This is a genomic window from Paraglaciecola arctica BSs20135 (assembly GCF_000314995.1).
In the GTDB taxonomy this organism is placed as follows: Bacteria; Pseudomonadota; Gammaproteobacteria; order Enterobacterales; family Alteromonadaceae; genus Paraglaciecola; species Paraglaciecola arctica.
The window spans coordinates 21,560-44,145 of record NZ_BAEO01000049.1; the positions used below are offsets into that span (position 1 = coordinate 21,560).

Here is a 22,586-nt window from a genome sequence, read left to right on the forward strand (position 1 = left end):
ACATAGATTTAGCTGGTAACAATTAGATAGCACTGAACTTTGTCAGCCATAAATAAAGTGGCCGATCTTGAATATAAAAATTGAACTCTAGGTTAATTACCAATACATTAAGCGACATTTATCTGGCGATGAAAAACACGCTTATCAGCCAGTTTTAAAAGAGGTGTAGAGGTAGGTGTTATGCAAAAATATGAAGAGTTATTAGTATCATTAAGAAAGGTCACCCGAGCCATAGGCCTTTACTCGAAAAAATTGTCTAAAGAGAGTGGGCTTACCAGTCCACAGCTTATTGTGTTAAAAGAAATAGACCAACATAAGGGTTGTATGGTTAAGGATATAGCCCAAAGTATTAATCTTAGCTCGGCCACAGTTACCAGTATTTTAGACCGGCTTGAGGCACGTAGCTATGTTATTCGAGAACGCTCATTAACGGATAAACGTAGAGTGGGATTACACCTTACAGAACTAGGAAAAACAGTCGTCAAAGATGCGCCTCGACCACTACAAGCTCATTTTATTGATCGTTTTGAAAAGCTAGAAGAATGGGAGCAAACTCAGTTAGTTTCAACCATGCAACGTATTGCATCCATGATGGACGCAGAAAATTTAGATGCCGCACCATTGTTAGAAGTGGGTGCGCTACAGGACATGACAACGCCAGAATAACCATGGTATCAGTCTGTTTATAAGGCCATCTATTTATGCAAAAAAAGTCAGATACAGCTTCTATCCCCAAGAGCCGATTAAGTCGTTTTAGTAAACTCAGTTCTTTAGCAGGGCGAGTGGCTGGAAATATGCTAGCTGGAGGGGCCAGCGAGTTAATCCAAGGAAATCGCCCTAAAATCAAAGATTTATTATTAACCCCCTCAAATGTGATGCGAGTGGCCGATCAACTTGCGCAAATGCGTGGAGCGGCGATGAAAGTGGGTCAAATGATATCTATGGATGCAGGCGACATGTTGCCTGCCGAGCTCGCAGATTTGCTCGCTAGACTGCGCTCAGACGCTAAGTCAATGCCAGAAAAAGAGCTTATTGGCTTGTTAGAAGCGCAATGGGGTGAAGGCTGGCAAAAAAAATTCATCCAATTTCCACTACAACCAATCGCTGCTGCTTCCATAGGCCAAGTGCATAAAGTCATTACTCAAGACTTAAAACGTTTAGCCGTTAAAATTCAATATCCAGGCATCAAACAGAGTATCAACAGCGATGTGGATAATGTTGCCACTTTAATAAAAATGACGGGGTTATTACCTAAAGGTTTGGATATTAAACCGCTATTGGCCGAAGCTAAAAAACAGCTTCACGATGAAGCCGATTATGAGCTAGAAGGACGCTACTTAGATAAATATGCAGCGGTAATCGAAAATGACGATGCCTTTATTATGCCGGTTTTAGATAAAGAATTTAGTTCAGACACTATTCTTGCCATGAGTTTTGTTGATGGTTTACCAATAGAGCAGTTGATCGATGCTCCACAAGAAACCCGTGATCAGGTTATGAGCCAACTGATGCGGCTATTTTTTAAAGAGTTATTCGATTTCCAACTAGTGCAAACCGATCCTAATTTTGCCAATTATCAATATGATCAAGAAACTCAAAAAATTGTGCTCTTAGATTTTGGTGCGACCCGCACTTACACCTCTCAGATGGCCGAAGGTTATCGGCAGCTTATGCAAGGCGCCAGTCAGCATAATAAAGAAATGGTTCGTCAGGCGATCTTAGATATAGGTTTAATCAGGCTAGATTTACCCGAAAATGTTCAGCAAAATATTACTAATTTGGCCTACATGGCTTGCGAACCTCTATACGCAGCATCACCTTACGACTTTGCTGGGTCTGATTTATCTTCTAGGTTACAACAGCAAGGCATGCAACTCGGGTTAGAAAAACAATACGCACACACTCCCTCGGCTAATGCGATATTTTTGCATCGCAAATTAGGCGGGTTATTTTTGTTAGCAATAAAATTAAAAGCTAAGGTGGATATGCAAAGTCTATTTGCGCCTTATAATGAAGCCTAACTTGCAGTACCAAAGGACACTTAGATGTTAATTCAACTCACTCCAATTCAAGCTCGGCTTATCGGTGTATTACTCGAAAAAGAAGTGACTACACCTGATCAATATCCTCTATCACTCAATGGTTTAACCCTAGGATGCAACCAAAAAAGTAACCGTGAACCTGTAATGGATCTGAGTGAATCTGAGGTGCAGAACGTGTTAGATGAACTTAGAGATAAAAAACTTATCCTTGAACATACCGGCACGGGTAGCCGAGTTGTGAAGTATAAACATCGTTTCTGTAATACTGAATTCAGTGATTTAAAATTTAGCCGCCAACAATTGGCTATTATCTGCGTGATGTTGCTGCGCGGTCCACAAACCCCTGGCGAACTTAGAACACGTACCAACCGCTTGGCCGACTTTGAGAATGTTGACGAAATAGAAGCAACACTGAATAAGTTACAGGATTTAAACGATGAACAATTAGTGGTAAAACTCGACCGTGAACCCGGCAAGCGAGATTCTCGTTACGCTCACTTATTTAGTGGAGAACAAGGATTACTAGTCGCCTCGCAAATACCCACAAGCGGCAACGACATTGATCAAGAAACAAGTTCAACTACCCCACTTGCCTTAGAGCGAATTTTAACATTGGAACAACAAGTAGCTGAATTGACTGGGCAACTAGCTGAATTAAAGGAGTTGGTTGATATATTGAGTGAATAAGCAATGCCACTTGTTAGACTCTGAGTTTTTCAGATTAAAAAACACCTGAGCATTACCACAACTCAGGTGTTTACTGATCCATACATACAACACTTCATGAAAATGGGATTAATCAGCCGGCCTCAATGATCCTCAGCCAGTTTTTCCACACACCTAGTTCAGAAAGTGCAATTTTGATACATACCAGCAGTGGCACTGATAATAAAATACCCGAGAGTCCCCACAACCAACCACAGATCAATAACCAAAGCATAACAATGAGTGGATTAATGACCATATTACGGCCTAATACTGTTGGAGTTATAACTTGCGATTCAAGCATGTTTAGCGCTAAATAGGCTCCTAAAGGCACCAATACGGCTACGTTAACACCATATTGCACCATGCCGGCTAAGGTTAATATCAACACACCTATTACAGATCCTACATAGGGAATAAAATTTAGAATTCCCACCATAACCCCCCACAACAAAGCGTCCTCTAATCCAATAAAATATAATACCAGTGCAGTTGATAACCCAAGTCCTAAGTTAATAACACTAACAGTGGTAATGTATCGAGACAGCTGTGCTTGGGTCATACTCACTAAGCGGATAGCTTTTAAGCGCTTATCTTCTGAGGGTAACTCCTTAACAAAGGCATTAAAAAGACTCGGCCCAAAGATAAGTAAAAACAGTATTAAAATAGCGCTGACTAAAATTTGAGCCAAAAAAATTGGTGCCGCTCCTAGTGCTTCAAGCACTAATTCCATGCCGCCTTGTTTGATGTGCTCGTTTACAACATCGCTGGTGCTTTCTTTAGGTTTAATTTGAGGTTTATCTTCATCACTACTAAACCAATCAAAAAACCCAACTTTTTTAGGCGGTTTCGCTTTTACTAATTCCTCATTTTGTTGTTTTTCAAAAGCATCACTGATTGACTCTACTTGTTGAGTGAGGTGAACAGATACTTTGGGAATTAGTTTTGCCCATTTCTGAGCCGGTTCAATCAGTTGCAGGCCAATTAAAGTGAAGGGTGCAGCGAGCATAGCTAATAATACAATGGATGAGATAGATCGCGGCACATGGACTCGTTTTAACAAGGTCACTAATGGACTTAAGAGCAGTGCAACAAGTATCGTTAATACCATAGGAATAATGAGCGATTGCGCAAAATACAAAGTATAGATAACAGCTAAGAGTAATATCCATTTGATGCTCGGAATATCAGCTAATTTTGAATTTTGCTGTGCCTGATTCGAGTCTTGATGGTTATCTTCGTGGGACTTTTCCATGCCTATCCTAAACCTAAAATAAGTTAAAAGATGGAGCTCAGTTCATCAAACTAAGCCCCTAGAGTGATATCTTAATTCATAGGTTCAGGTTTAAAAAGCAATCTTGTTATGCTTTCCCATATCGCCTGATGACAAAGTTGCACCACTGGATAATTTGAGCATTCCCACTACGCTTGGATCAACAGACCATATTTCAGCCGTATCGAGTTCAAAACGCATCATTTTCAACTTAGGATCTTCTCTGCCGCCCTCGTACCAAGCTTCAACTGGGTTAGACCAATAACGAGAAATAACCTCTTGGTCTGTTTCTTCCACTAAATGGCCTGCTATACAAGCAAACAGCTGATGATCTTTGCTAGCAAATTGCGCCATGGCTTTTCCACCATCAGCAATTCTGTTGTCTTTGGAGGTGTAAAACCAGAAATATCCATTTGCTTCTGGTTCCAACTGAGCGCGCATTGGTTCACTGTGCTCAGGCTTATTATTTAAGCTAATCATAAGGTATGGACTTTTGGCTAGGGCTTGCCACATATTTCTCACTAATTCGTTTGACATAATTGACTCCTATTTTAAATGCATATGTATTTAGTCTTACTATTACAGTGTAATCTGCAGTATATGCGCCAGCTTTAATGTAAACATAAGCAATTGAATTTTATAACTTTAAGTTTATACCTCACAGTTACCATTCTGAAAAATTGTAATAATTTCATTATTGTTTGTAGAAGAGTCACACTGGAGTTAACTGATTAGTTTAATACGAATATTTTGATAAACTTAGCTCATATTAAAATACGCTTTATTAGATAAGCTTAGAGAACTGGAATAGAATTAATATTGATTCGTTCATGTATCACACATTGTCTTTTTACTATTAGAGGTGCTTTATGGCAAATCTAGTTGTTATTCCTTATTAATTAATGGCAACTACAAATAACAATAAAACAGCCCTAACAGGTTCAAGTTGCTTTAGCCGAGCTGTTTTAACAGTAATAATTGGCATTGAATAACTTGCCATAAAACGTTGCTACTAGATAGCAGTTGAACCGCCATCGACTGGTAAGGTAGCTCCTGTGGTGAAGCCTGCCGCGTCAGAACTCAAATACAATACTGCACTAACAACCTCTTCTACTGTACCTACTCGGCCAACGGGATGCATAGAGCCAATCATATGAGCCTTTTTCTCATCACCTGCGATCGCACGTCGATACATATTAGTATCTATTACAGCTGGGCAAATAGCATTAACTCTGATGCCCTTTTTGGCATATTCAACAGCTGCTGACTTAGTCAAGCCAACTACCGCATGTTTGCTCGCAGCATAGATACTCATCTTTGGGGCAGCGCCTAAACCCGCAACTGAGGCAGTATTCACAATCGCCCCACCACCAGTTTTAAGCATACTTTGGATTTCATGTTGCATACACAGCCACACTCCTTTGACATTGACATCCATGATTTTGTCAAAAACATCCTCACTGCCATCAGCCAACTTGCCTGACTCGATATCAATACCGGCATTATTAAACGCAATATCTAAGCGACCAAAAGAGTCTTGAATAAAGCTAAAAAGTGCAGTTACTGATCCATTGTTACTCACATCACAGTCTTGGAAAACAGCATTATGACCTTGTGTACACAGATCTTGTGCTACTTGTTCGCCACGTTCATCTATGTCCGTCAACACTACCTTGGCACCATGTGCTGCAAAAGCCCGTGCAGCGGCTTCACCGATCCCAGCGGCAGCTCCTGTTATTAATACAACCTTGTCTAAAAACGCATTTTGAATAACCATATATTTGATCTCGAGTTCATACCAACTCCAAGATTACCAATCCATACGCCAAACAAAAAATAGCCTTTCGACATATTGTCCTATCAGTAGAATGAATGGGATGGGTAAATACGTTATAAAGAAGCTAACATATTATTGTTAGGCAGATATTCATCAGGATGAGTATCAAGCTGGTTTTTTATTGCTACACTGTTAATCACCAAGACGGAGCATATTGCTAAGTCGGACTATGGGCACAACTATGATTACATTTACACTTAACGGTAACAAGATGAGTACGGATGCACCTACAGACACACCATTATTATGGGTTATCCGCGACGAATTTGGACTTAAAGGCACCAAGTTTGGGTGCGGAATTGCCATGTGCGGTGCCTGTACTGTACATTTTAATGGTAGTCCGGTTAGATCGTGTTCTCTGCCAATTAGCGCCCTTGATGGAAGTGAAATAAGAACGATTGAAGGGCTTGAAAACAAACATCCTTTACAAAAGGCTTGGGTTGAACATCAGGTGCCTCAATGTGGTTACTGCCAATCAGGTCAAATCATGCAAGCCTCTGCATTGTTGGCCACTAATGCCAATCCTTCAGATACGGAAATTGTGGAGTACATGAACGGCAACCTCTGTCGCTGTATGTCTTACAAACGTATCAAAGAAGCTATTAAACAAGTGTCTTCAGCAAGTGCCAGTGTCGTAGAAATTTATGATCCTAAAAGAGAAAGTATTCTAGAAAGCAATAATGAACAGGAGGTAGTATAAGATGACTCGCCTCAATAAAACCGAAAAAATTGAACAAAGCCGTCGTAATTTTTTAATAGGTACAGTAGGCACAGGCTTAGTTATGGCCTTTGCGCCTGTGATGACTGCATACTCCTCAGAATCAGCTGCTACCGCACTCAATAAAAAACACTTTAATCCAACAGTTTGGTTTGAAATTGATCAAACAGGTTCGATTTTAGTCAACATTTCGCGAGCTGAAATGGGACAACACGTAGGTACTGCCATCGCCCGTATTGTTGCCGATGAATTAGGTGCTGATTGGGATAAAGTTTCGATCAAACATGTGGATACCGATCCCAAATGGGGATATATGGTCACTGGCGGTTCATGGTCTGTTTGGCAATCTTACTTACCCATGTCCCAAGCAGGTGCAGCGGGGCGCACCGTTTTAATTGAAGCCGCAGCAAAATTACTTAAAGTTCAAACAAGTGACTGTAAAGCACAAAATAGTCATGTGATTTGTGGTGACAAGTCGATTAGCTTCGCCGATATAATTAGTCAGGGCAATATAGATAGAACCTTTAGTGCAGAAGAACTAGCCCTGTTCACACCTAAAGATCCTCAAACCAGACGACTTGTGTCGAAACCCAGTAACGCTTTGGATATACCTGCAAAAACGACTGGCACAGCAAAATATGGCATTGATGTAGAAATCGAAGGCATGGTGTACGCCCGTCCTTTAGTACCCCCAACACGTTATGGTTCAAAGGTACTTAAAGTGAATGATAGCAAAGCAACTAAGGTTAAAGGTTACTTAGGCTATGAAATTTTACAGGATCCCAGCAATATCCTACAAGGTTGGGTGTCAGTATTGGCCGATACCTACTACGGCGCAATTCGCGCAGCCGATGCCATAAAAGTGGAATATCAGGCGGGTGAGACAACCCATGTTAGTGAACAAGATTTAATCAAAGAAGGTGAAAAACTAGTTGCTGACAAAACCTCAGGAGGACGTTTTGTCGACCACGGAGATATAGATAAAGCAGCTGCTGAAGCCAAAAAATCTATCGATTCCACTTACAGAACATCTTCTGTTTTGCACTTTGCTTTAGAACCCGTCAATGCCGCTGTCGAGTTTAAAGACGGTATTTGCCATGTGCATACAGGTAACCAATGGCAATCGTTATTTTTGCCTGTTGTGGCTAAATCAGTCGGACTCACTGACGACAAAGTCATTATTCATCAATATTACCTTGGTGGTGGTTTTGGTAGGCGCTTAGCTGGAGACTACATGATCCCTGCGGCACTGACTGCTAAAGCTATAGGTAAACCGGTTAAGCTGGTATTTACCCGCGAAGATGACTCGCGTTTCGACTGTATTCGCTCTCCTTCAGTACAACATTTTGCAGCCTATTGGGATGGCGACAATGCGTTACAAGGTATTGATCATGCCGCCGCCGCGGGTTGGCCGACTTTGACTATGGCGCCCGGATTTATGCCAGACAGCGTTGATAAAAAAACCAAAGTCGATACTTTTTCGATTAGTGGGGCCGACCATTGGTACAGCCTCAACAACCATAGAGTTCGAGCCATCAACAATACACTTGCACAAAAAACCTTTGTACCAGGTTGGCTACGTGCTGTAGGTCCAGGTTGGATTGCATGGGGTGTAGAGTCTTTTATGGATGAAGTCGCTCATGCTCAAAATACAGATCCTGTTGATTTTCGTTTGAAATTGTTAGACGCAAAAGGTAAAAACTCTAGTAAAGCACCCGAGGCTGTAGGTGGTGCAAAACGTCTTGCTCATGTGCTCAAGGAAATAAAAGTGAAATCTGGTTGGGGTAAAACCTTACCTAAAAATGAGGGTTTAGGCATAGCAATAGCCGCTGGACAAGAACGTAATATGCCCACATGGAGTGCCTGTGTAGCCCATGTAAGAGTGGCTCCTGAAACGGGCGAAGTGAAAGTGTTAAAGCTTACCAGTGTTATGGACTGTGGCACTGTTGTTCACCCCGATGGCGCATTAGCCCAAACAGAAGGTGCCATGCTTTGGGGACTTAGCCTTGCATTACACGAAGGAACAGCAATTAAAGACGGTCAAGTTGCTGATACCAATTTAAACAGCTATACGCCACTACGCATGGCAGATGTACCTGAATTGGATATCAGTTTTGTAGAAAATACCGAAATACCTACCGGATTAGGTGAGCCAGGTCTAATTGCAGTTGCACCTGCTATCGGTAACGCAATATTTAATGCTGTTGGCGCCAGAGTACGCGACTTACCTATCACTCCTAAGGCTGTAAAAGCTTTAATATAGAGTAAAGCAGCTCCACTAAGAACTGTATTTCAAAGCGCCATTTCTTTTATAAGTTATGGCGCTTTTTTTATGGATAGTCGTATGAGTCATATATGTTTATATAAAACGAATCAAAACTCTCAATCTTGCTATGATCTCTGTTTCAAAAATATCAGGAGCTAACTGTAAAAATGACAAGCATTCAACGCCAAGAAACCAAACAACGCATGAGTCGAATTGTGATCCACCAAGGTACTATTTACCTGTGTGGCCAAGTTTGTGCAGATGCCACTCAAGACATAGAACACCAAACCCAAACCATGCTCGACAAGGTTGAACAACTGTTATTGGACGCAGGCAGTGATAAAGAACATATGCTCTCAGCCACTCTGTATATTAAAGACATGCAAGACTTTGCGGCTATGAATGCGGTGTGGGATAACTGGGTACCAGAAGGTCATGCTCCAGCTAGAGCTTGCGTTCAAGCATCCATGGCTAGAGCTGAATTATTAGTTGAAATTTCAGTTGTAGCAGCACAGAAGTAAAATTAATTTGAGAAAAACACCAGTAAATTTTTAGCACTTTGCATATGAAACGTTGAGGATATTTGCTCACGGATTTATCCTCATCGCATTCATGTTCAACTTCTTTCAACTCAGCGCACTTCGAGTTAGCTCTCTGTTATATTAGTCTTTAGACAAACCAAGAGTTTCTCGCACATCCTGATCTAACAAAGGCAGTGGCATGCCGCCTTTCGTTAACACTGCATCATGGAACGCTCGAATATCAAAAGCATCACCTAGCTGAGCCTTTGCTTCGCTGCGTAACGCTAATATCTTTTGCATGCCAATCATGTAGCCCAAAGCTTGACCGGGCATAGCCACATAGCGCTCTATTTCCGAAACCACTTCTGAGCCATTACCGGATGCATCCGATCCCTTAGTGGCCGCCATATATTCTATCGCTTGCTCACGACTCCAGCCTTTAGCGTGCATGCCAGTATCCACTACCAGACGAACAGCTCGATGCAACTCATCAAATAATCGACCAATGTCTTCTAGCGGTTTGTCTTTATACATACCCATTTCCCACGCTAGACGCTCAGCATACAGGCCCCACCCTTCGGCAAATGCATTGGTGTTGGTATTAACGCGATGTAGCAGAGGAAACCCTTTGAGTTCCAAACCAAGTGCCACTTGGAAATGGTGTCCGGGTACGGCTTCATGATAAGTAATAGTGGGCAAACCATAGGTAGGTATTAGACTAGTTGAGCGTAAGTTAAGGTAGTAAATCCCCGGCCGAGTGCCGTCTTCTGATGGGCCATTGTAATAACCAGCTGCACTGGTTTCTTCTCGAAATGAAGGAACACGTCGCACCTCTACGCTAGCTTTGGGTAGTGTTGCAAAATATTCTGGTGCCACTTTGTCGAAGGCTGCAATCATATCGCGCACTTCCTGCAGCGTTTGTTGTTTATAGGCTTCTGTATCGGGATAAACTAAGGTTGGATCTTTAGACATAGCGTTTAAACGTTCTGGCACAGTGCCATTGGTTCGACCAGCGCTAAGCATTAGTAAGTCCATCTCTGCATGGATCCGCGCCACGTTGTCCAAACCGATTTTATGAATAACATCTGCGGTCATCTGGGTATCGGTATTTAGTTGTATCATGGCTTTATATAACGCTTCGCCATTAGGTAAACTTGATAATGACGCAGTATGCGGCGCATCCGCCAACAGTGATCCCAAAGTATCCGCAAGGGCGGCATAACCTTGATAAGTATGTGAGCTTAATGCTTCTAGCGCTTGCGCTTGAAGTTCTTCAGAACCCTCAATTGCATTTTTTTCAACCCGTGTTTTGAATGAGGTAAAAATGGGGTTTGCCTGAGGCTCAACAGCAATCAAGCTACGCAACATAGCTGCGGTTTTTTTAATAATAAAATCTGGCGGCACCACCCCTTTTTTGGCATCGGCTAACACTCCTTCTTTCAAGCCAGCCAGCATATCCGATGAGGCGATAAGACGCTTGATGAAGGCTTCAGCCTCATCACGATTGGTTACTGGGTGATCATTTTCCAGCATACTAGTGAATTCAACATGAGGACCATTCATTTGCGCTACAGCATAGGGCTCAAATACAGGTCCATATTGGGTAAGATAAGGGGTTCCATAATCGACAAGTTGGTCAATCTCCAAGATTTGGCGATAACGGAAAAGCTGCACTTCGACCATTTGTTTCTGCTGCTGTGTTAGCGAGCTAGGTATAAGCGCTTCTAGTTGTTTAACGAAAGATTTGACCAGTGCCAATGTCTGTTCACGACCGGCCAGGCCTGTAAGCCCGAGCCTATCGATGTAGCGTCCACCAGCTATATCTTCAGAAACACCTAACGCACTAGCACTTTGCGGTGATGCCTTTAGCCAACTTCTTGTAATGTTATTCATTACCTCTTCAAATTTACCCTGCACAAGCGGTTGCTCTTGTGCCTTTGCTTGCTGAGTATTGGATTGTGTTGGCACTCCTTTGTCAGCTGATCCGCAGGCGTTTAGTACCAAGATAAGAGATGTTACAAAAACAGTTTTTTTCATGATAATTCCTTCTATTTTAGGTTCAGTAGCTGTGCCGTTATACACAGTCCTTCAGAAAAAACCTTAACCGGTGTAGCCATAATGTTTAAAAATCCACCAACATACTCTACGGCATATCTTGAAAATTTACTTAATATTTAGGTCGAATCGATATCTTCCAAACTTAAAATATTAATTTATCCTTAAATTTCATAACGTTAAGAACAATTAGAATATTACTCAGCTGTTTTTGTATAAATATTAAACGAAATACTTGTCAACTGTGCATAGCTGTATATACTGTGCATATCAGATATACACAGCAACGATATTTAATGACGATTAAATTGTTTCTTTCACAAACAGATAGCAGACCTATGTATCAGCAGATCATGGGGCAGATTAAACAAAAGGTAATGGTCGGTGACTGGCAAACAGGATTTCATTTACCGTCTATTAGGGAAATGGCCTCTGTGACCGGTGTAAGTGTTATTACGGTTAAACGGGCATATTCAGAATTGGAACTTGAGGGCGTAATTGTGACCCAGCAAGGGCGGGGATCTTTTATCGCCGAGTCTGAAACAGTTCGTGCAGATTTACAGTTATCTGAACTGGATGAAAAGTTAAAACAGGTGGTATTCAGCGCACGCCAACTAGGGTTAAGCGACGATGAAACCAAAGAACGAATGAATCAAGTGTTATTAAATACCACTGGAAATGAACAATGAATGAGTTAGCGATCCAACTACAAAATGTGAATAAACATTTTAACTATTTTGACCTTAACAATGTCAATCTCACTTTGCCCAAAGGGCAGATAATGGGATTTGTTGGTGCCAACGGTGCTGGTAAATCAACCACTATCAGGATCATCATGGGTTTAATGCAAGCTGATAACGGCACAGCAACGGTTTTAGGGCAAGAAATGCCTAAATTCCAGACTCAGATTAAACATCACGTAGGTTATAGCTCAGAAGAGATGAAGTTATATGGCGGTAAAAATCTTGGCTGGCATATGGCGTTTATCAAATCGATATACCCTGGTTGGGACGATAACTACGCTAAAGAACTGTTACAGCGATTTGATCTTAACCTTGAGCAAAAAATTAAACAGTTTTCTAAAGGTCAGCATATCAAAGCACAGTTATTATTGGTGTTAGCACGTAAACCAAAACTCTTGGTGTTGGATGAGCCAACAACTGGTCTGGATCCTGTAGCACGCCAAGAAGTGAATAATGAATTAGCCCTTATTTTAAAAGATGAGGAACGCACCGTATTGTTTTCTTCTCACAATACTGCGGATGTTGAGAAAATATCGGATCAAATTACCTTTATCGATCGCGGAGCAATAATCGATACCAATGACAAAGAAACCTTCTTAGAAAACTGGCGACGAATACAGGTCGAATTACCTTCTGATAAGCCCATGGTGCCTATGGGTAATATTGTACAAATTGAGCAAGATGGACGCTTGGCCTCGGTGATCAGCAACCATTTCTGCCACTCAATTTTAGAGGCATATCAGCAACAAAATATTAAAGTATTAGCAGTAGAAAATATGACTTTAGAAGAAATTTTCTTAGCCAACGTTAATCACCGCAGACAAGCTCAGAATATAGGAGCCAAATAATGAATACCTTTATGATCACAAAACTCATCACCAAAGATTGGCATTTATATAAAGATTATATGTTGGGGTATGCGCTACTAGGTATTATTTCAGCAGGCCTAATGGTAGTGCCTTCTTATACTGTTTATTACTTAGGCTTCATAGGATTAATCACAGTATTGATTGGATCCAGCGCCCATTTAGCCATCAATATAGTGGTGACAGAAAAGAAAGAGTCACAATTATCTTTCATCACGGCACTGCCGATTAAACCTTTGGATTACGCCTTATCTAAAATAATTGGCGGTCTAGCTATTTATATGGTGAGTTGGGGGATCATTGTTATCACCACTGTGCTGATCATATATTTCAGCCATTTACCAAATGGTATGCTGCCTATGTTGATAATCTGTGCAGTAGAAATATTGGTCGCGACTACACTATTGCTTTGTGCCGGCGTGTTAAGCGGTTCTATGGCGGTCACTATGGTGACAATGATTGTACTTAACTTGTTTTTTAACATGTTTATATTTGCGATTGCCGGCATTCAATCTATTGGCAGCAATATTGAATCCGAAACAGCCGTATTTAATTCAAGCGTTTATACCTTGATTGTTGCTGAAATTTTGATTATCGCAATAGTCATAGGTACCACCATTTTCATCAAATCCCGAAAGGCCTGCTTTCTTTAGATAGGCCTTAACTTAGGCTGATTTAAGCCAACTAAAACCTAGTTCAATTTTACTTAACTTTACTATAAAAGGTGCTCATTATGGGTAGTCATAGTCGTGTCCACTATATGGATAATTTACGGGCGTTTGCCATGTTACTTGGTATATTTTTCCACGCAGCATTAGCTTACAGTCCTTCACTTAAAGAGGTTTGGTTTACAGCAAGCCCCCAGAATTCAGTGATAGTCGATTTTATCGCTTTTTTCAGTCACACATTCCGTATGCCTTTATTCTTTTTGATAGCCGGTTTTTTTACGGCCTTGTTGATCCAAAAAAGAGGGTTAGCTGCGATGATAAAAAATCGCTTAATTCGGATCACTTTACCTTTGGTAATATTTCTACCTTTGGTGATCCTCTCTTTTGTAATACTGATTGGTTGGGCAACAGAAAGTGTTCAAGCAAAATCCCCCATCTTAGGTTTTATTGCAATGATGGCACAATACCCTGATGCCCCTGCCCCACCAGTCACCACTACGCATTTGTGGTTTCTATACCAGTTAACATTTTTTTATTTTGTGACTGTGGTCGTGGTGAAATTCCTTAAATTTGATTGGATGTCGCGGCTCATCAAAATGCCAAAACTGTTCTTGTTGTTAGGCCCTCTTTTATTGGTACCCGCTCTAATGACACAACACGCACCTATCCCTGCTCCGGAACAATTTATGCCGCAGTTATGGTCCTTTGGTTTCTTCGGTTTATTCTTTTTGTTTGGTTTTGGATTATTTAGTCATCAAGAGTTTTTAGACAAACTTCGACCCTATGTGTGGGTAATGTTAGGAGTTAGTGTAGTCGCCTACATCCTGTTTTTTGAATTGTTTCCAAGGCATAACAGCATGCAAGAAATCATGACTGTTATGGCGACTTCGCCATCTATTGATTTAAAACAAACAGGACTTGCAACCTTGCAGGCTTACATCAGTGCCTTTATGAGTCTGTTTTTGTTAATAGTTGGACGTAGTCTGTTTAATAAACAAAACAGCACCATGAAATTAATTGCAGACTCTTCTTACTGGATTTACATTATTCATTTACCAGTATTGTTGTTGTTGCAATTTTACTTGCTCGATAAAGAATGGCCATTGCTAGTTGAATTTTTACTTAGCTCTTTCGGGACACTTCTGATTGGTTTAGTAAGCTATCTAATCTTAGTACAACGGACGCCCATAGGTTGGCTGTTAAATGGCAAGAAGAAACCAAGTAACCTATAAAGTTCTTTGCCCCAAACTAAAGATTCGTTTGGGGAAATTTACAAGCATTAGTTAACCCAATTTTTGCAGACACTGCATTATCCAGCTTTTTAATTGTGACTCACTTAAGCCACCAGACACTCTATCGATTTCTTTACCATGTAGAAAAAAGATCAGCGTAGGAATACTACGAATAGAGGCATCTGCCGAAACTTGTTGCGCTTGTTCAGTATTCACTTTAGCAAATAACAATTCTTCAGACTGTTTAGCAATATTCGTAAACACTGGAGCCATTGCTTTACAGGGTCCACACCAGCTTGCCCAAAAATCCACAATCACAGGCAAATCATTTTTTTCGATGTAACGATAGAATGAAGCATCAGTCAACTCAACAGGGCTCGAAGAGTAAGCCGCTTGCTGGCACTTACCACATTTGGCCTGAGTATGACTTTTGTCTTCTGGTATACGGTTTATTGCAAGGCAATGGGAACAAACAATGTGCATTTATTTTCCTCTAATGGGTTTAATTCAATTTAATTGAATACTAATTTATTGTTAATTCTACTCAGTTTCTTTTTAATATCTAACTGCATACTCTCTAATCCACAAACGGATTGCAAAAAAGTATCAACTGTCTTTTTCTGCTGCTCATCAAATTGGTGGTAACAATCCAATATTCGTTGCACTTTCCATTGATGAAAAGTGCCAATGGCACGCTGTTCAGATATTTCACCAATAGTATACTGGTGTTCTCCTATGCTTCTAGGGATCTCGACCTCTTGCGGATTGGACTCAGCCCACTTATCTAACTCTTTCACTGTATTAATTAGCACTGGCCACTGCTCTTTAAAGATACGAGACAACAGCTCAAGTAAAGTTTCGGGGATAATATCATCAGCCAAATATTCTCCTTCAACGTCTTGAGGTTGATTCATTCTTTCAACCCATTTGGCCACGTTAGGCGCTATTTTTTTCATTAACGCCCCAGGCTCGGGATCTCGGTATAAATGTGCATACAAAGGACCCATTAAACCAAAATCACCTAAACAAGGTTTATTGCCCAATAGATAATCATGCTCAGAAAAATGTTTATCCAATAGAGGCAACACATGATTTTCATACCAGTCTTCTATGGCAGGAATACTCTTATCAGTAATGCCTAACATAGGCACAAATCCCTTAAACTTAGCACCAATTTTTTTGCCGATAAAAGCGCGAATAAAGCCAGGCATATTTGGTGCTATAACTTTCCCAAACTCTTCATAAATAAAGGGGAAGTTGGCTTTATTCCAACGGTAATGCATAGCGGGTATCACTAACCATTCATCACCCCAGGTTTCAAAAAGGTAAGAGACTAACTTCTGTTTAGGGGTTGTGGGAATAACCGAACGTTCAGAATGACGTTGCTCAAGGGTATCGATAATTTGTGCGGTATCTTGTAAATATTCATCTTCAGGTGTTTTGACAACAGGTACAAAACGGACGCCAGTTTTGGGAACAATGACACTTTTATAAACCTTTATCGAAGAAAACACTTCTGTGTAAGGCAATGCCTTGAAAGTCAAATAAGCTCTAGCCTTACCCGTATATAAGGACATTGGCGAGCCATAAAGTGTGTATTGTTCTGACATGTTTTATCCTTTAGATGATTGAGTCTAGTACATGGTTTTAAGGTATAGGTATATAAACCGACTCTAGAATAAAACGCTTTCAACAATTCGCCATTTCTTTGGTTGATGATTAACTATAGAATTTTATAGCCATCGGCAGACATATACAGGTTTTAGCTTTACACCCCTTCATCTCGCTGTTATTTTTATCAGTAATAAATATATGGAATGCCTAAGGAGATTTTTGATGATTGTTGTTACTGCCCTACTAGAAGTGTGCGACGGGTAGCTATTTAACAGAATAGTCTTATATTCTGATTTTTACCCGTTGTCTGAGGGACTCCCCTTTTACCTATAAAGACAACAGGATTTATCATGTCTGAAAAATATTACACTTTAGCCCAACTAGGCTGGAAAACATTTTTTAATCAACAACTGACTTTAGACGATCTGGAACAAACTAAACCCCATAGGATCACCCAAGTATTTAGGAATCGACTAGTAGTACTTGGGGAAGACGGTGAACTCAATCTAGACTTAGCCCAATACCCTAACCTACAAGGAACCACCATTGGTGATTGGTTATTAGTCTCGAATAACGCTGTCGATATACCAGTTATATTGGAGCGACAAAGTGTGTTTCAACGTAAATCACCTGGGGCAAATAGCCATCAATTAATTGCGACTAATGTAGATACTGCATTTATAGTCAGTTCTTTTAATCAAGATTTTAATCTGTCGCGAATTGAGCGTTATCTAGCCTTATGTAAAGAAGCTGGTGCAGTCGCTGTTTTGGTCTTAACCAAAGCTGATTTAGTTAACCAAAGTCAATTAGATGAGTATTTAGAGCAATTACATGACTTACAGTCCCATCTAGTGATACTGACAGTTAATGCTTTAGACTCTGAGAGTTGCCAAGGCTTATTTGATTGGTGTGGTGTTGGTCAAACGGTAGTGTTATTAGGCTCGTCAGGAGTGGGTAAAACAACACTAACGAATACCCTATGTGGTTTACAGGAAAAAACGGCTGCCATACGTCAAGACGATAACAAAGGTAGACATACCACCACCTCAAGATCATTATTTTTTGCTGTATCAGGCGGATTAATTTTAGATTGTCCGGGAATGCGCGAACTACAATTAACTGACTGCGAAGACGGCATTAAAGAGGTATTTTCTGATATTGAAGACTTGGCTAGGCAGTGTAAGTTTGCTGACTGTCATCATCATCAAGAGCCTGGTTGCGCGGTGCAACAAGCGATAAAAGCAGGATTATTGGAAGAACGCAGATTAACGAACTATCAAAAAATATTAAGTGAACAAGCCAGAAACAGCATGACTTTGGCCCAAGTTCATCAAAAAGATCGTAAATTTGGTAAATTGATCAAAACATCTATCCATTCTAAAAAACATCGTATCGATAATTTTTAGAGTGGCGCTTTAAAAACTAAGGGTAGCTATAGTTGCCCTTAGTTTTCATTCAATTCCAGCAAGCCCTAGTAATTTTTGCACCGTATTCCAATTTCTTGCAGTAGTAGCCACACCCAAGTGTTTTTCTACTTTTACTGCCAACTTAGAACGACCAATCCCCTCAGGCGCATGCAAATAAAAAACTTGACCGACAAGCTCGAAGGATTCACTAGGTTTCTTAAGTAAAAACAAATCATTCAGATCTACAGACTGGGCAGCTTGAGATAGGAAAAAAAGGTGTAAACTTTTAGGCTCAAGCTCAGCTTTGGGAAATGGGTTTTGCCTAGCAGCTTGTGTAAATTCATCTAAACTCAAAACCAATACCTGAGGCTTAAACCCAAAGGATTTTTCAACCTCATCAGCGATATTAGCTGACAACTTGCTTTGATTATTCTCTTGGTGTTCTATTAAAAAATTACCAGTCTGTATGTAAGTTTTAACCTCAGCACATCCCATCGACATCAAAACTTCAGTTAACTTTTTCATAGGAACAATGTTATTGCCCCCAACATTAATACCTCGAAACAGCAGCAACCAATTATTCATTAGTTAGTCGCCATAAAGGTCAACAATGACTCAAGCATTTCTGCATGTAGTGGATTAATTGAGGGTGTGCTGCATGGCAACACTTCTTCTAAAGCCGTTGGTTTATACTCAACTTCAGTGAACTGTGTTTGGTTAATAACCACATCGGCATGACAGACATCATATTCTTTAGAAATTTCAAAGAAGACATTAAGTCCCTGATTCGCTTTCATTAAATTTTTCACACCTAAAATAGGGATGGTTTTGTCTACAACTGAGTGAGCAACAAAAATAGGTAAATTAGGTCCCTTGCCTTGCTCTATTAATTCTCTAATGGAAAAAATAATCTCTGCCAATTCAAGGGCTGCGGATCTAGACACTTGTGGATATTTAAAAGGATTATCCCCTGAAGTTTGATAGTCACCATCGAGCCATTTTGCTAACCGTTGGCTTCCCCATATTTTTGACAACCATTCAATTTTTGGATCCAAGGCCAAGGCCCCAGAAAACAACATTAAGCCTTTGACCTCATTTGCATGTAGCAACACGTATTCTGTTGCTACTGTGCCACCAGTAGAAAATCCGCCCAAATAAAGGTTCTCACCGAGATCAGCCGAAAGCTCGACAACCTCAGCAAAATGTTGACGCCAGCGGTCAGCTAAATTGGGATCTCGCATGTCCACATCAGCTTGTTTTTTGCCATGGCCAGGTAATAAACCAACCACCACATTATTGCCTTGTTGATATAAAGCTTTAGCGATAGAACGCAAATAAAAAGGGGAATCACTGAGACCATGAAATAACACCACTACCTTAGAGGTCACTTTATTATGATGTAAAATAAATGGCGCGTTGCCGTCATTTCTCAATGCTGCGGAACAGACTCGAAATACGTTAAGTTCAGGAGATTGACAGCCTTGTGTGCTGCCTAATTGTTGTTGATAAAGTTTATCAAACCTATCAAATTCAGCTTCAATGCTTTGGGACTGTGCGAAAAAGGAGCTATTAGCTGCAATTAAAAAAAATAGCGTAGATAACTTCATAGTTAAGGTGCTTCCATAAATAAAAACGCGCCTACTATATCCACTTGTACTAAACCATTCCACATAAAAAATGGCGCATAAATGCGCCATTTTTAACAAACAAAGTCTTAAGCGAAGTAAGCTTCTAAATCGTCAGAACCACCAATTAACTTGCCACCAATAAAAACTTGAGGCCAAGATTCGTTACCAGAAAGTGCTTTGAGTGAAGTAAAGGATACTTCTTTACCCATAACCAATTCTTCGTATTCAAAACCTTTTTCATCAAGTAATTTTTTTGCTTTGGCGCAAAAAGGACATCCTGGCTTGGTTAAAATAGCAGTCGCTACAGAAGCCTTAGCTTCAGGGGCAACGTAGGCCAGCATAGTATCTGCATCTGATACTTCAAAGGGGTCGCCAGGTAAATCAGGTTCGATAAACATTTTGTCTACCACACCGTCTTTTACCAGCATAGAGTATCTCCAGCTACGTTTTCCAAAACCGATTTCAGACTTGTCTACTAATAAGCCCATGCCATTAGTAAAGTCGCCATTTCCATCAGGAATAAGGGTCACGTTATCTGATTCTTGATCTGCTGCCCATGCATTCATGACGAATGTATCGTTAACAGATACACAAATAATTTCGTCTACGCCATTGGCTTTGAATGTTTTAGCCAATTCATTGTAGCGAGGTAAATGGGTAGAAGAACAAGTTGGCGTAAAAGCACCAGGTAAAGAGAAAACAACGACTGTTTTACCTTTAAACAATTCGTCTGTAGTGAGTTTTACCCACTCGTCATTTACACGTGCGGCAAAGCTACATTGTGGTACTGCTTGTCCTGATTTGTCTGCAAAATTTGGGTTAGACATATTAGTCTCCTATATAGATTGGTAAGTAAGTTAATAAGTAAATAAAAAATCAATGTCACAAAGATACACAGTTCGATTAATCATTTAAAATAATTAATATCGATTAAGCTAATCTAATTATTGAATCAATTTATTCTTTAAAAAAATCTTCGGATTGCTCACTTAGCATTGCCTCAATGTCTTCAATATCGAAGTCAGGCAATTTAATGGTTTCTTGATCTTTGTTGGCGCCACAAGGGATGGACTTAGCCTCGTCAGCCCATTCACCTAAATCAATTAGCTGACAAGTTTTACTGCAAAATGGCCGAAAAAGGCTAGTTGGGATCCATTCCACCGGTTTTTTGCAATTGGGACAATTAACTATGGTCATTGAAATACATATTCTCAAAAATGGGAAATTTAAAGGTTTAACAACTCGCCAGCTTAAAGCTCACTTTACTGTCTACCGATGAATTACCCTGCATGGTAGGAGTAAATAAAGTAAAACGAATTGCGTAACGATATTTATTGCCTGACAACATAGGGTAATACCCTTCGTCAGTTGCACACAACACGCGGATTAACTCATTTTTATCTTCTGCAATGCCTTGGTAAAAACCTTTCTCAGCTTCAATTGCACCAAAACGCCCTCTTTCACGTAAAAATGAAAGGGTGATTTCCATTGCTTGTTGGATAGGAGTGAGCTCTAGCAACCAGTTGTTGATATCCTGTTGTTTGTTTTCACTTGGCTGCTGTAACCAGTAGTGTAAATTAGGTAAATCGAAACTACAGGTGCCACCGGGGATCGAAAATCGCTGCCTAATCGAGGCCAAAAATCGATCTTCTTTGAGCTCTGCGCCAACTTTTTTATTACTTTTTAATGACTCACGTAAACGTAGAATTTTTTGTAGGGCAAATTGTAATGCGTCGTCATCGATATTTGGGTGTTGCGACCAAATAACTAGATTTTTTTCGTGTGACTCAATGTCTTTCAATACGTCGCTACGCAAATCGATGCGTTCAGACAAATCAAGTAACGTGAAAAGACTGTCTAGAAAAGTAATATATTGCCAATCTTCACTGGCTGTTTTTCCTTGCTCGAGCTGCTTAAATAACTGCTCAAGCCTAAGGTAGGTACGCACCTTTTCATTGAGTGGAAATTCGTAAATTGCTTGAGACATGATCACCTGTTTATCTTAATTAAACTGCAATTACTGCAGTGGATAAACATTGTAAAGAATTTTTAATCAAATCAATAGGCTAAAATTAATCTGTATTTAATTGGAGATTGTATTTTGTTTCGCAAGTTGCAGATAACCTTGATGTAATTGCGCAACTTGTTTGCCTAAATCATCAGCTTTGCCATTATTATCAATCACATCGTCAGCCACTGCCAAACGTTGCTGTCTAGTTGCTTGAGCACTCATAATCGCCCGGATTTGTGGCTCATTGGTTTTGTCACGCAACAGTGTTCTTTGCAGTTGAGTCTGCTCATCTACATCAACAATCACTACCCTATCCACTTGTTGATACAATTTATTTTCTACCAACAATGGCACACTCAAAAGGCAATAAGCCGATTTGGCTTGTTGCGTCTGTAACAACATTTGTTCTCTTATAGCAGGATGCAAAAGTTGATTGAGCCAATTTTTAACTTCAGTATCCTCAAAAACCAAAGTGCGAAGTTTAGCTCTGTCCAAGCTACCAGCTTGATCTAATACTGACTCACCAAACTTAGCAACAATAGCTTCTAGAGCAGGTGTTCCAGGTTCAACCACTTCTCTGGCAATCACATCGGCATCGATCACATCAATCCCGTATTTTGCAAACAAATCAGTGACAGTAGTTTTGCCACTACCAATACCACCACTAATACCAACAACAAAGTTACTCACAACCATCCCTGCCAATTTAATTCTATTCCTCTGTGCAGCGCAGCGCTCTGTGTTCTCTGTGGTAGAAAGCTTTTAAATACTGAAAAACCAAAGAAAAAAAGATTTTGAACCACAGAGTACACAGAGAAAAGCAAAGGCGAGTGGCGGCTTGGCCGAAAAAAACAAAGCCATAAATTCTTGCAATTAATTGTTCTTAACATTTTTTTCCTCTGTGCAGCGCAGCGCTCTGTGTTCTCTGTGGTAGAAAGCTTTTAAATGTCGAAAAGCCAAAGAATAAAGGATTTTGAAACACAGAGGGCACAGAGAGCACA

The 22,586-nt window shown here is 40.3% G+C and carries 23 protein-coding genes; 11 read left to right on the plus strand and 12 right to left on the minus strand.

Going from position 1 to position 22,586, the window contains the following annotated elements; translation table 11 throughout:
- The first annotated feature begins 180 nt into the window (after window positions 1–180).
- Genes GARC_RS15640 through GARC_RS15650 form a run of 3 tightly spaced genes read left to right on the plus strand, consistent with a single transcriptional unit; the run spans window position 181 to window position 2,729 of the window.
- Window positions 181–666 (plus strand): MarR family winged helix-turn-helix transcriptional regulator, encoded by a 486-nt coding sequence (locus GARC_RS15640; RefSeq protein ID WP_007621916.1) that lies wholly within the window; start codon window positions 181–183, stop codon window positions 664–666.
- A 35-nt stretch (window positions 667–701) separates the two neighbouring features.
- Window positions 702–2,021, plus strand: coding sequence for an ABC1 kinase family protein (locus tag GARC_RS15645; protein ID WP_007621917.1), 1,320 nt, complete (start codon window positions 702–704; stop codon window positions 2,019–2,021).
- Between the two features lie 24 nt (window positions 2,022–2,045).
- Window positions 2,046–2,729 carry a YceH family protein gene (locus tag GARC_RS15650; protein ID WP_007621918.1) on the plus strand — a complete coding sequence of 228 codons (684 nt, stop codon included), beginning with the start codon at window positions 2,046–2,048 and terminating at the stop codon, window positions 2,727–2,729.
- Window positions 2,730–2,841: 112 nt separating this feature from the next.
- Here GARC_RS15650 and GARC_RS15655 read toward each other — a convergent pair whose 3' ends face one another.
- From GARC_RS15655 to GARC_RS15665, 3 genes are all read right to left on the minus strand, one after another.
- Window positions 2,842–4,002 carry an AI-2E family transporter gene (locus GARC_RS15655; RefSeq protein WP_007621923.1) on the minus strand — a complete coding sequence of 387 codons (1,161 nt, stop codon included), beginning with the start codon at window positions 4,000–4,002 and terminating at the stop codon, window positions 2,842–2,844.
- Window positions 4,003–4,092: 90 nt separating this feature from the next.
- Window positions 4,093–4,557: a pyridoxamine 5'-phosphate oxidase family protein gene (locus tag GARC_RS15660; RefSeq protein ID WP_007621925.1), complete on the minus strand. Its 465-nt coding sequence runs from the start codon at window positions 4,555–4,557 to the stop codon at window positions 4,093–4,095.
- Between the two features lie 475 nt (window positions 4,558–5,032).
- Window positions 5,033–5,797 (minus strand): SDR family oxidoreductase, encoded by a 765-nt coding sequence (locus GARC_RS15665; RefSeq protein WP_007621932.1) that lies wholly within the window; start codon window positions 5,795–5,797, stop codon window positions 5,033–5,035.
- 241 nt (window positions 5,798–6,038) lie between these two features.
- On the opposite strand from GARC_RS15665, the gene GARC_RS15670 reads away from it, so the two are divergent.
- The 3 genes from GARC_RS15670 (at window position 6,039) to GARC_RS15680 (ending at window position 9,362) form a co-directional block, all read left to right on the plus strand.
- Entirely contained in the window at window positions 6,039–6,557 is a 519-nt protein-coding gene (locus GARC_RS15670) for a (2Fe-2S)-binding protein (protein ID WP_039989842.1), read from the plus strand.
- 1 nt (window position 6,558) lies between these two features.
- Complete coding sequence (locus GARC_RS15675; RefSeq protein WP_007621935.1) at window positions 6,559–8,838, plus strand: xanthine dehydrogenase family protein molybdopterin-binding subunit; 2,280 nt, start codon at window positions 6,559–6,561, stop codon at window positions 8,836–8,838.
- A gap of 170 nt (window positions 8,839–9,008) precedes the next feature.
- Window positions 9,009–9,362, plus strand: a complete 354-nt coding sequence (locus GARC_RS15680) for a RidA family protein (RefSeq protein ID WP_007621937.1) — start codon at window positions 9,009–9,011, stop codon at window positions 9,360–9,362.
- Window positions 9,363–9,503: 141 nt separating this feature from the next.
- Here the strand turns inward: GARC_RS15680 and GARC_RS15685 are convergent, their stop codons facing one another.
- A complete protein-coding gene (locus tag GARC_RS15685) occupies window positions 9,504–11,399 on the minus strand; it encodes a DUF885 domain-containing protein (RefSeq protein WP_007621939.1) in 1,896 nt (631 codons plus the stop codon).
- A gap of 314 nt (window positions 11,400–11,713) precedes the next feature.
- On the opposite strand from GARC_RS15685, the gene GARC_RS15690 reads away from it, so the two are divergent.
- The 4 genes from GARC_RS15690 (at window position 11,714) to GARC_RS15705 (ending at window position 14,926) form a co-directional block, all read left to right on the plus strand.
- Complete coding sequence (locus GARC_RS15690; RefSeq protein ID WP_039989843.1) at window positions 11,714–12,106, plus strand: GntR family transcriptional regulator; 393 nt, start codon at window positions 11,714–11,716, stop codon at window positions 12,104–12,106.
- Window positions 12,103–13,008, plus strand: a complete 906-nt coding sequence (locus tag GARC_RS15695) for an ABC transporter ATP-binding protein (protein ID WP_007621942.1) — start codon at window positions 12,103–12,105, stop codon at window positions 13,006–13,008. Before GARC_RS15690 ends, GARC_RS15695 begins: the two co-directional genes overlap by 4 nt.
- On the plus strand, window positions 13,008–13,679 hold the full coding sequence (locus tag GARC_RS15700; RefSeq protein WP_007621943.1) for a hypothetical protein: 672 nt from the start codon (window positions 13,008–13,010) through the stop codon (window positions 13,677–13,679). Before GARC_RS15695 ends, GARC_RS15700 begins: the two co-directional genes overlap by 1 nt.
- Window positions 13,680–13,759: 80 nt before the next feature.
- Window positions 13,760–14,926 carry an acyltransferase family protein gene (locus tag GARC_RS15705; RefSeq protein ID WP_007621944.1) on the plus strand — a complete coding sequence of 389 codons (1,167 nt, stop codon included), beginning with the start codon at window positions 13,760–13,762 and terminating at the stop codon, window positions 14,924–14,926.
- A 51-nt stretch (window positions 14,927–14,977) separates the two neighbouring features.
- On the opposite strand, the gene trxC is transcribed toward GARC_RS15705, so the two are convergent.
- Both trxC and GARC_RS15715 read right to left on the minus strand, forming a co-directional pair.
- Entirely contained in the window at window positions 14,978–15,409 is a 432-nt protein-coding gene (gene trxC / locus GARC_RS15710; RefSeq protein ID WP_007621945.1) for a thioredoxin TrxC, read from the minus strand.
- 29 nt (window positions 15,410–15,438) lie between these two features.
- A complete protein-coding gene (locus GARC_RS15715; RefSeq protein WP_007621946.1) occupies window positions 15,439–16,536 on the minus strand; it encodes a glutathione S-transferase family protein in 1,098 nt (365 codons plus the stop codon).
- 354 nt (window positions 16,537–16,890) lie between these two features.
- Between GARC_RS15715 and rsgA the strand changes: the two genes are divergently transcribed.
- Window positions 16,891–17,946, plus strand: coding sequence for a ribosome small subunit-dependent GTPase A (gene rsgA / locus GARC_RS15720; protein ID WP_007621948.1), 1,056 nt, complete (start codon window positions 16,891–16,893; stop codon window positions 17,944–17,946).
- Between the two features lie 45 nt (window positions 17,947–17,991).
- Here the strand turns inward: rsgA and GARC_RS15725 are convergent, their stop codons facing one another.
- The 6 genes from GARC_RS15725 to coaE form a co-directional block, all read right to left on the minus strand.
- On the minus strand, window positions 17,992–18,531 hold the full coding sequence (locus GARC_RS15725) for a DUF1697 domain-containing protein (protein ID WP_007621950.1): 540 nt from the start codon (window positions 18,529–18,531) through the stop codon (window positions 17,992–17,994).
- Entirely contained in the window at window positions 18,531–19,553 is a 1,023-nt protein-coding gene (locus tag GARC_RS15730; RefSeq protein ID WP_007621951.1) for an alpha/beta hydrolase, read from the minus strand. The genes GARC_RS15725 and GARC_RS15730 overlap by 1 nt, the downstream gene beginning before the upstream one ends.
- A 107-nt stretch (window positions 19,554–19,660) precedes the next feature.
- Complete coding sequence (locus tag GARC_RS15735; protein WP_007621953.1) at window positions 19,661–20,401, minus strand: glutathione peroxidase; 741 nt, start codon at window positions 20,399–20,401, stop codon at window positions 19,661–19,663.
- Between the two features lie 130 nt (window positions 20,402–20,531).
- Window positions 20,532–20,771 carry a DNA gyrase inhibitor YacG gene (gene yacG / locus GARC_RS15740; protein ID WP_039989845.1) on the minus strand — a complete coding sequence of 80 codons (240 nt, stop codon included), beginning with the start codon at window positions 20,769–20,771 and terminating at the stop codon, window positions 20,532–20,534.
- A gap of 37 nt (window positions 20,772–20,808) precedes the next feature.
- Window positions 20,809–21,561, minus strand: coding sequence for a cell division protein ZapD (zapD, locus tag GARC_RS15745; RefSeq protein WP_007621955.1), 753 nt, complete (start codon window positions 21,559–21,561; stop codon window positions 20,809–20,811).
- A gap of 96 nt (window positions 21,562–21,657) precedes the next feature.
- Complete coding sequence (gene coaE / locus GARC_RS15750; RefSeq protein WP_039989846.1) at window positions 21,658–22,281, minus strand: dephospho-CoA kinase; 624 nt, start codon at window positions 22,279–22,281, stop codon at window positions 21,658–21,660.
- Window positions 22,282–22,586 lie beyond the last annotated feature (305 nt).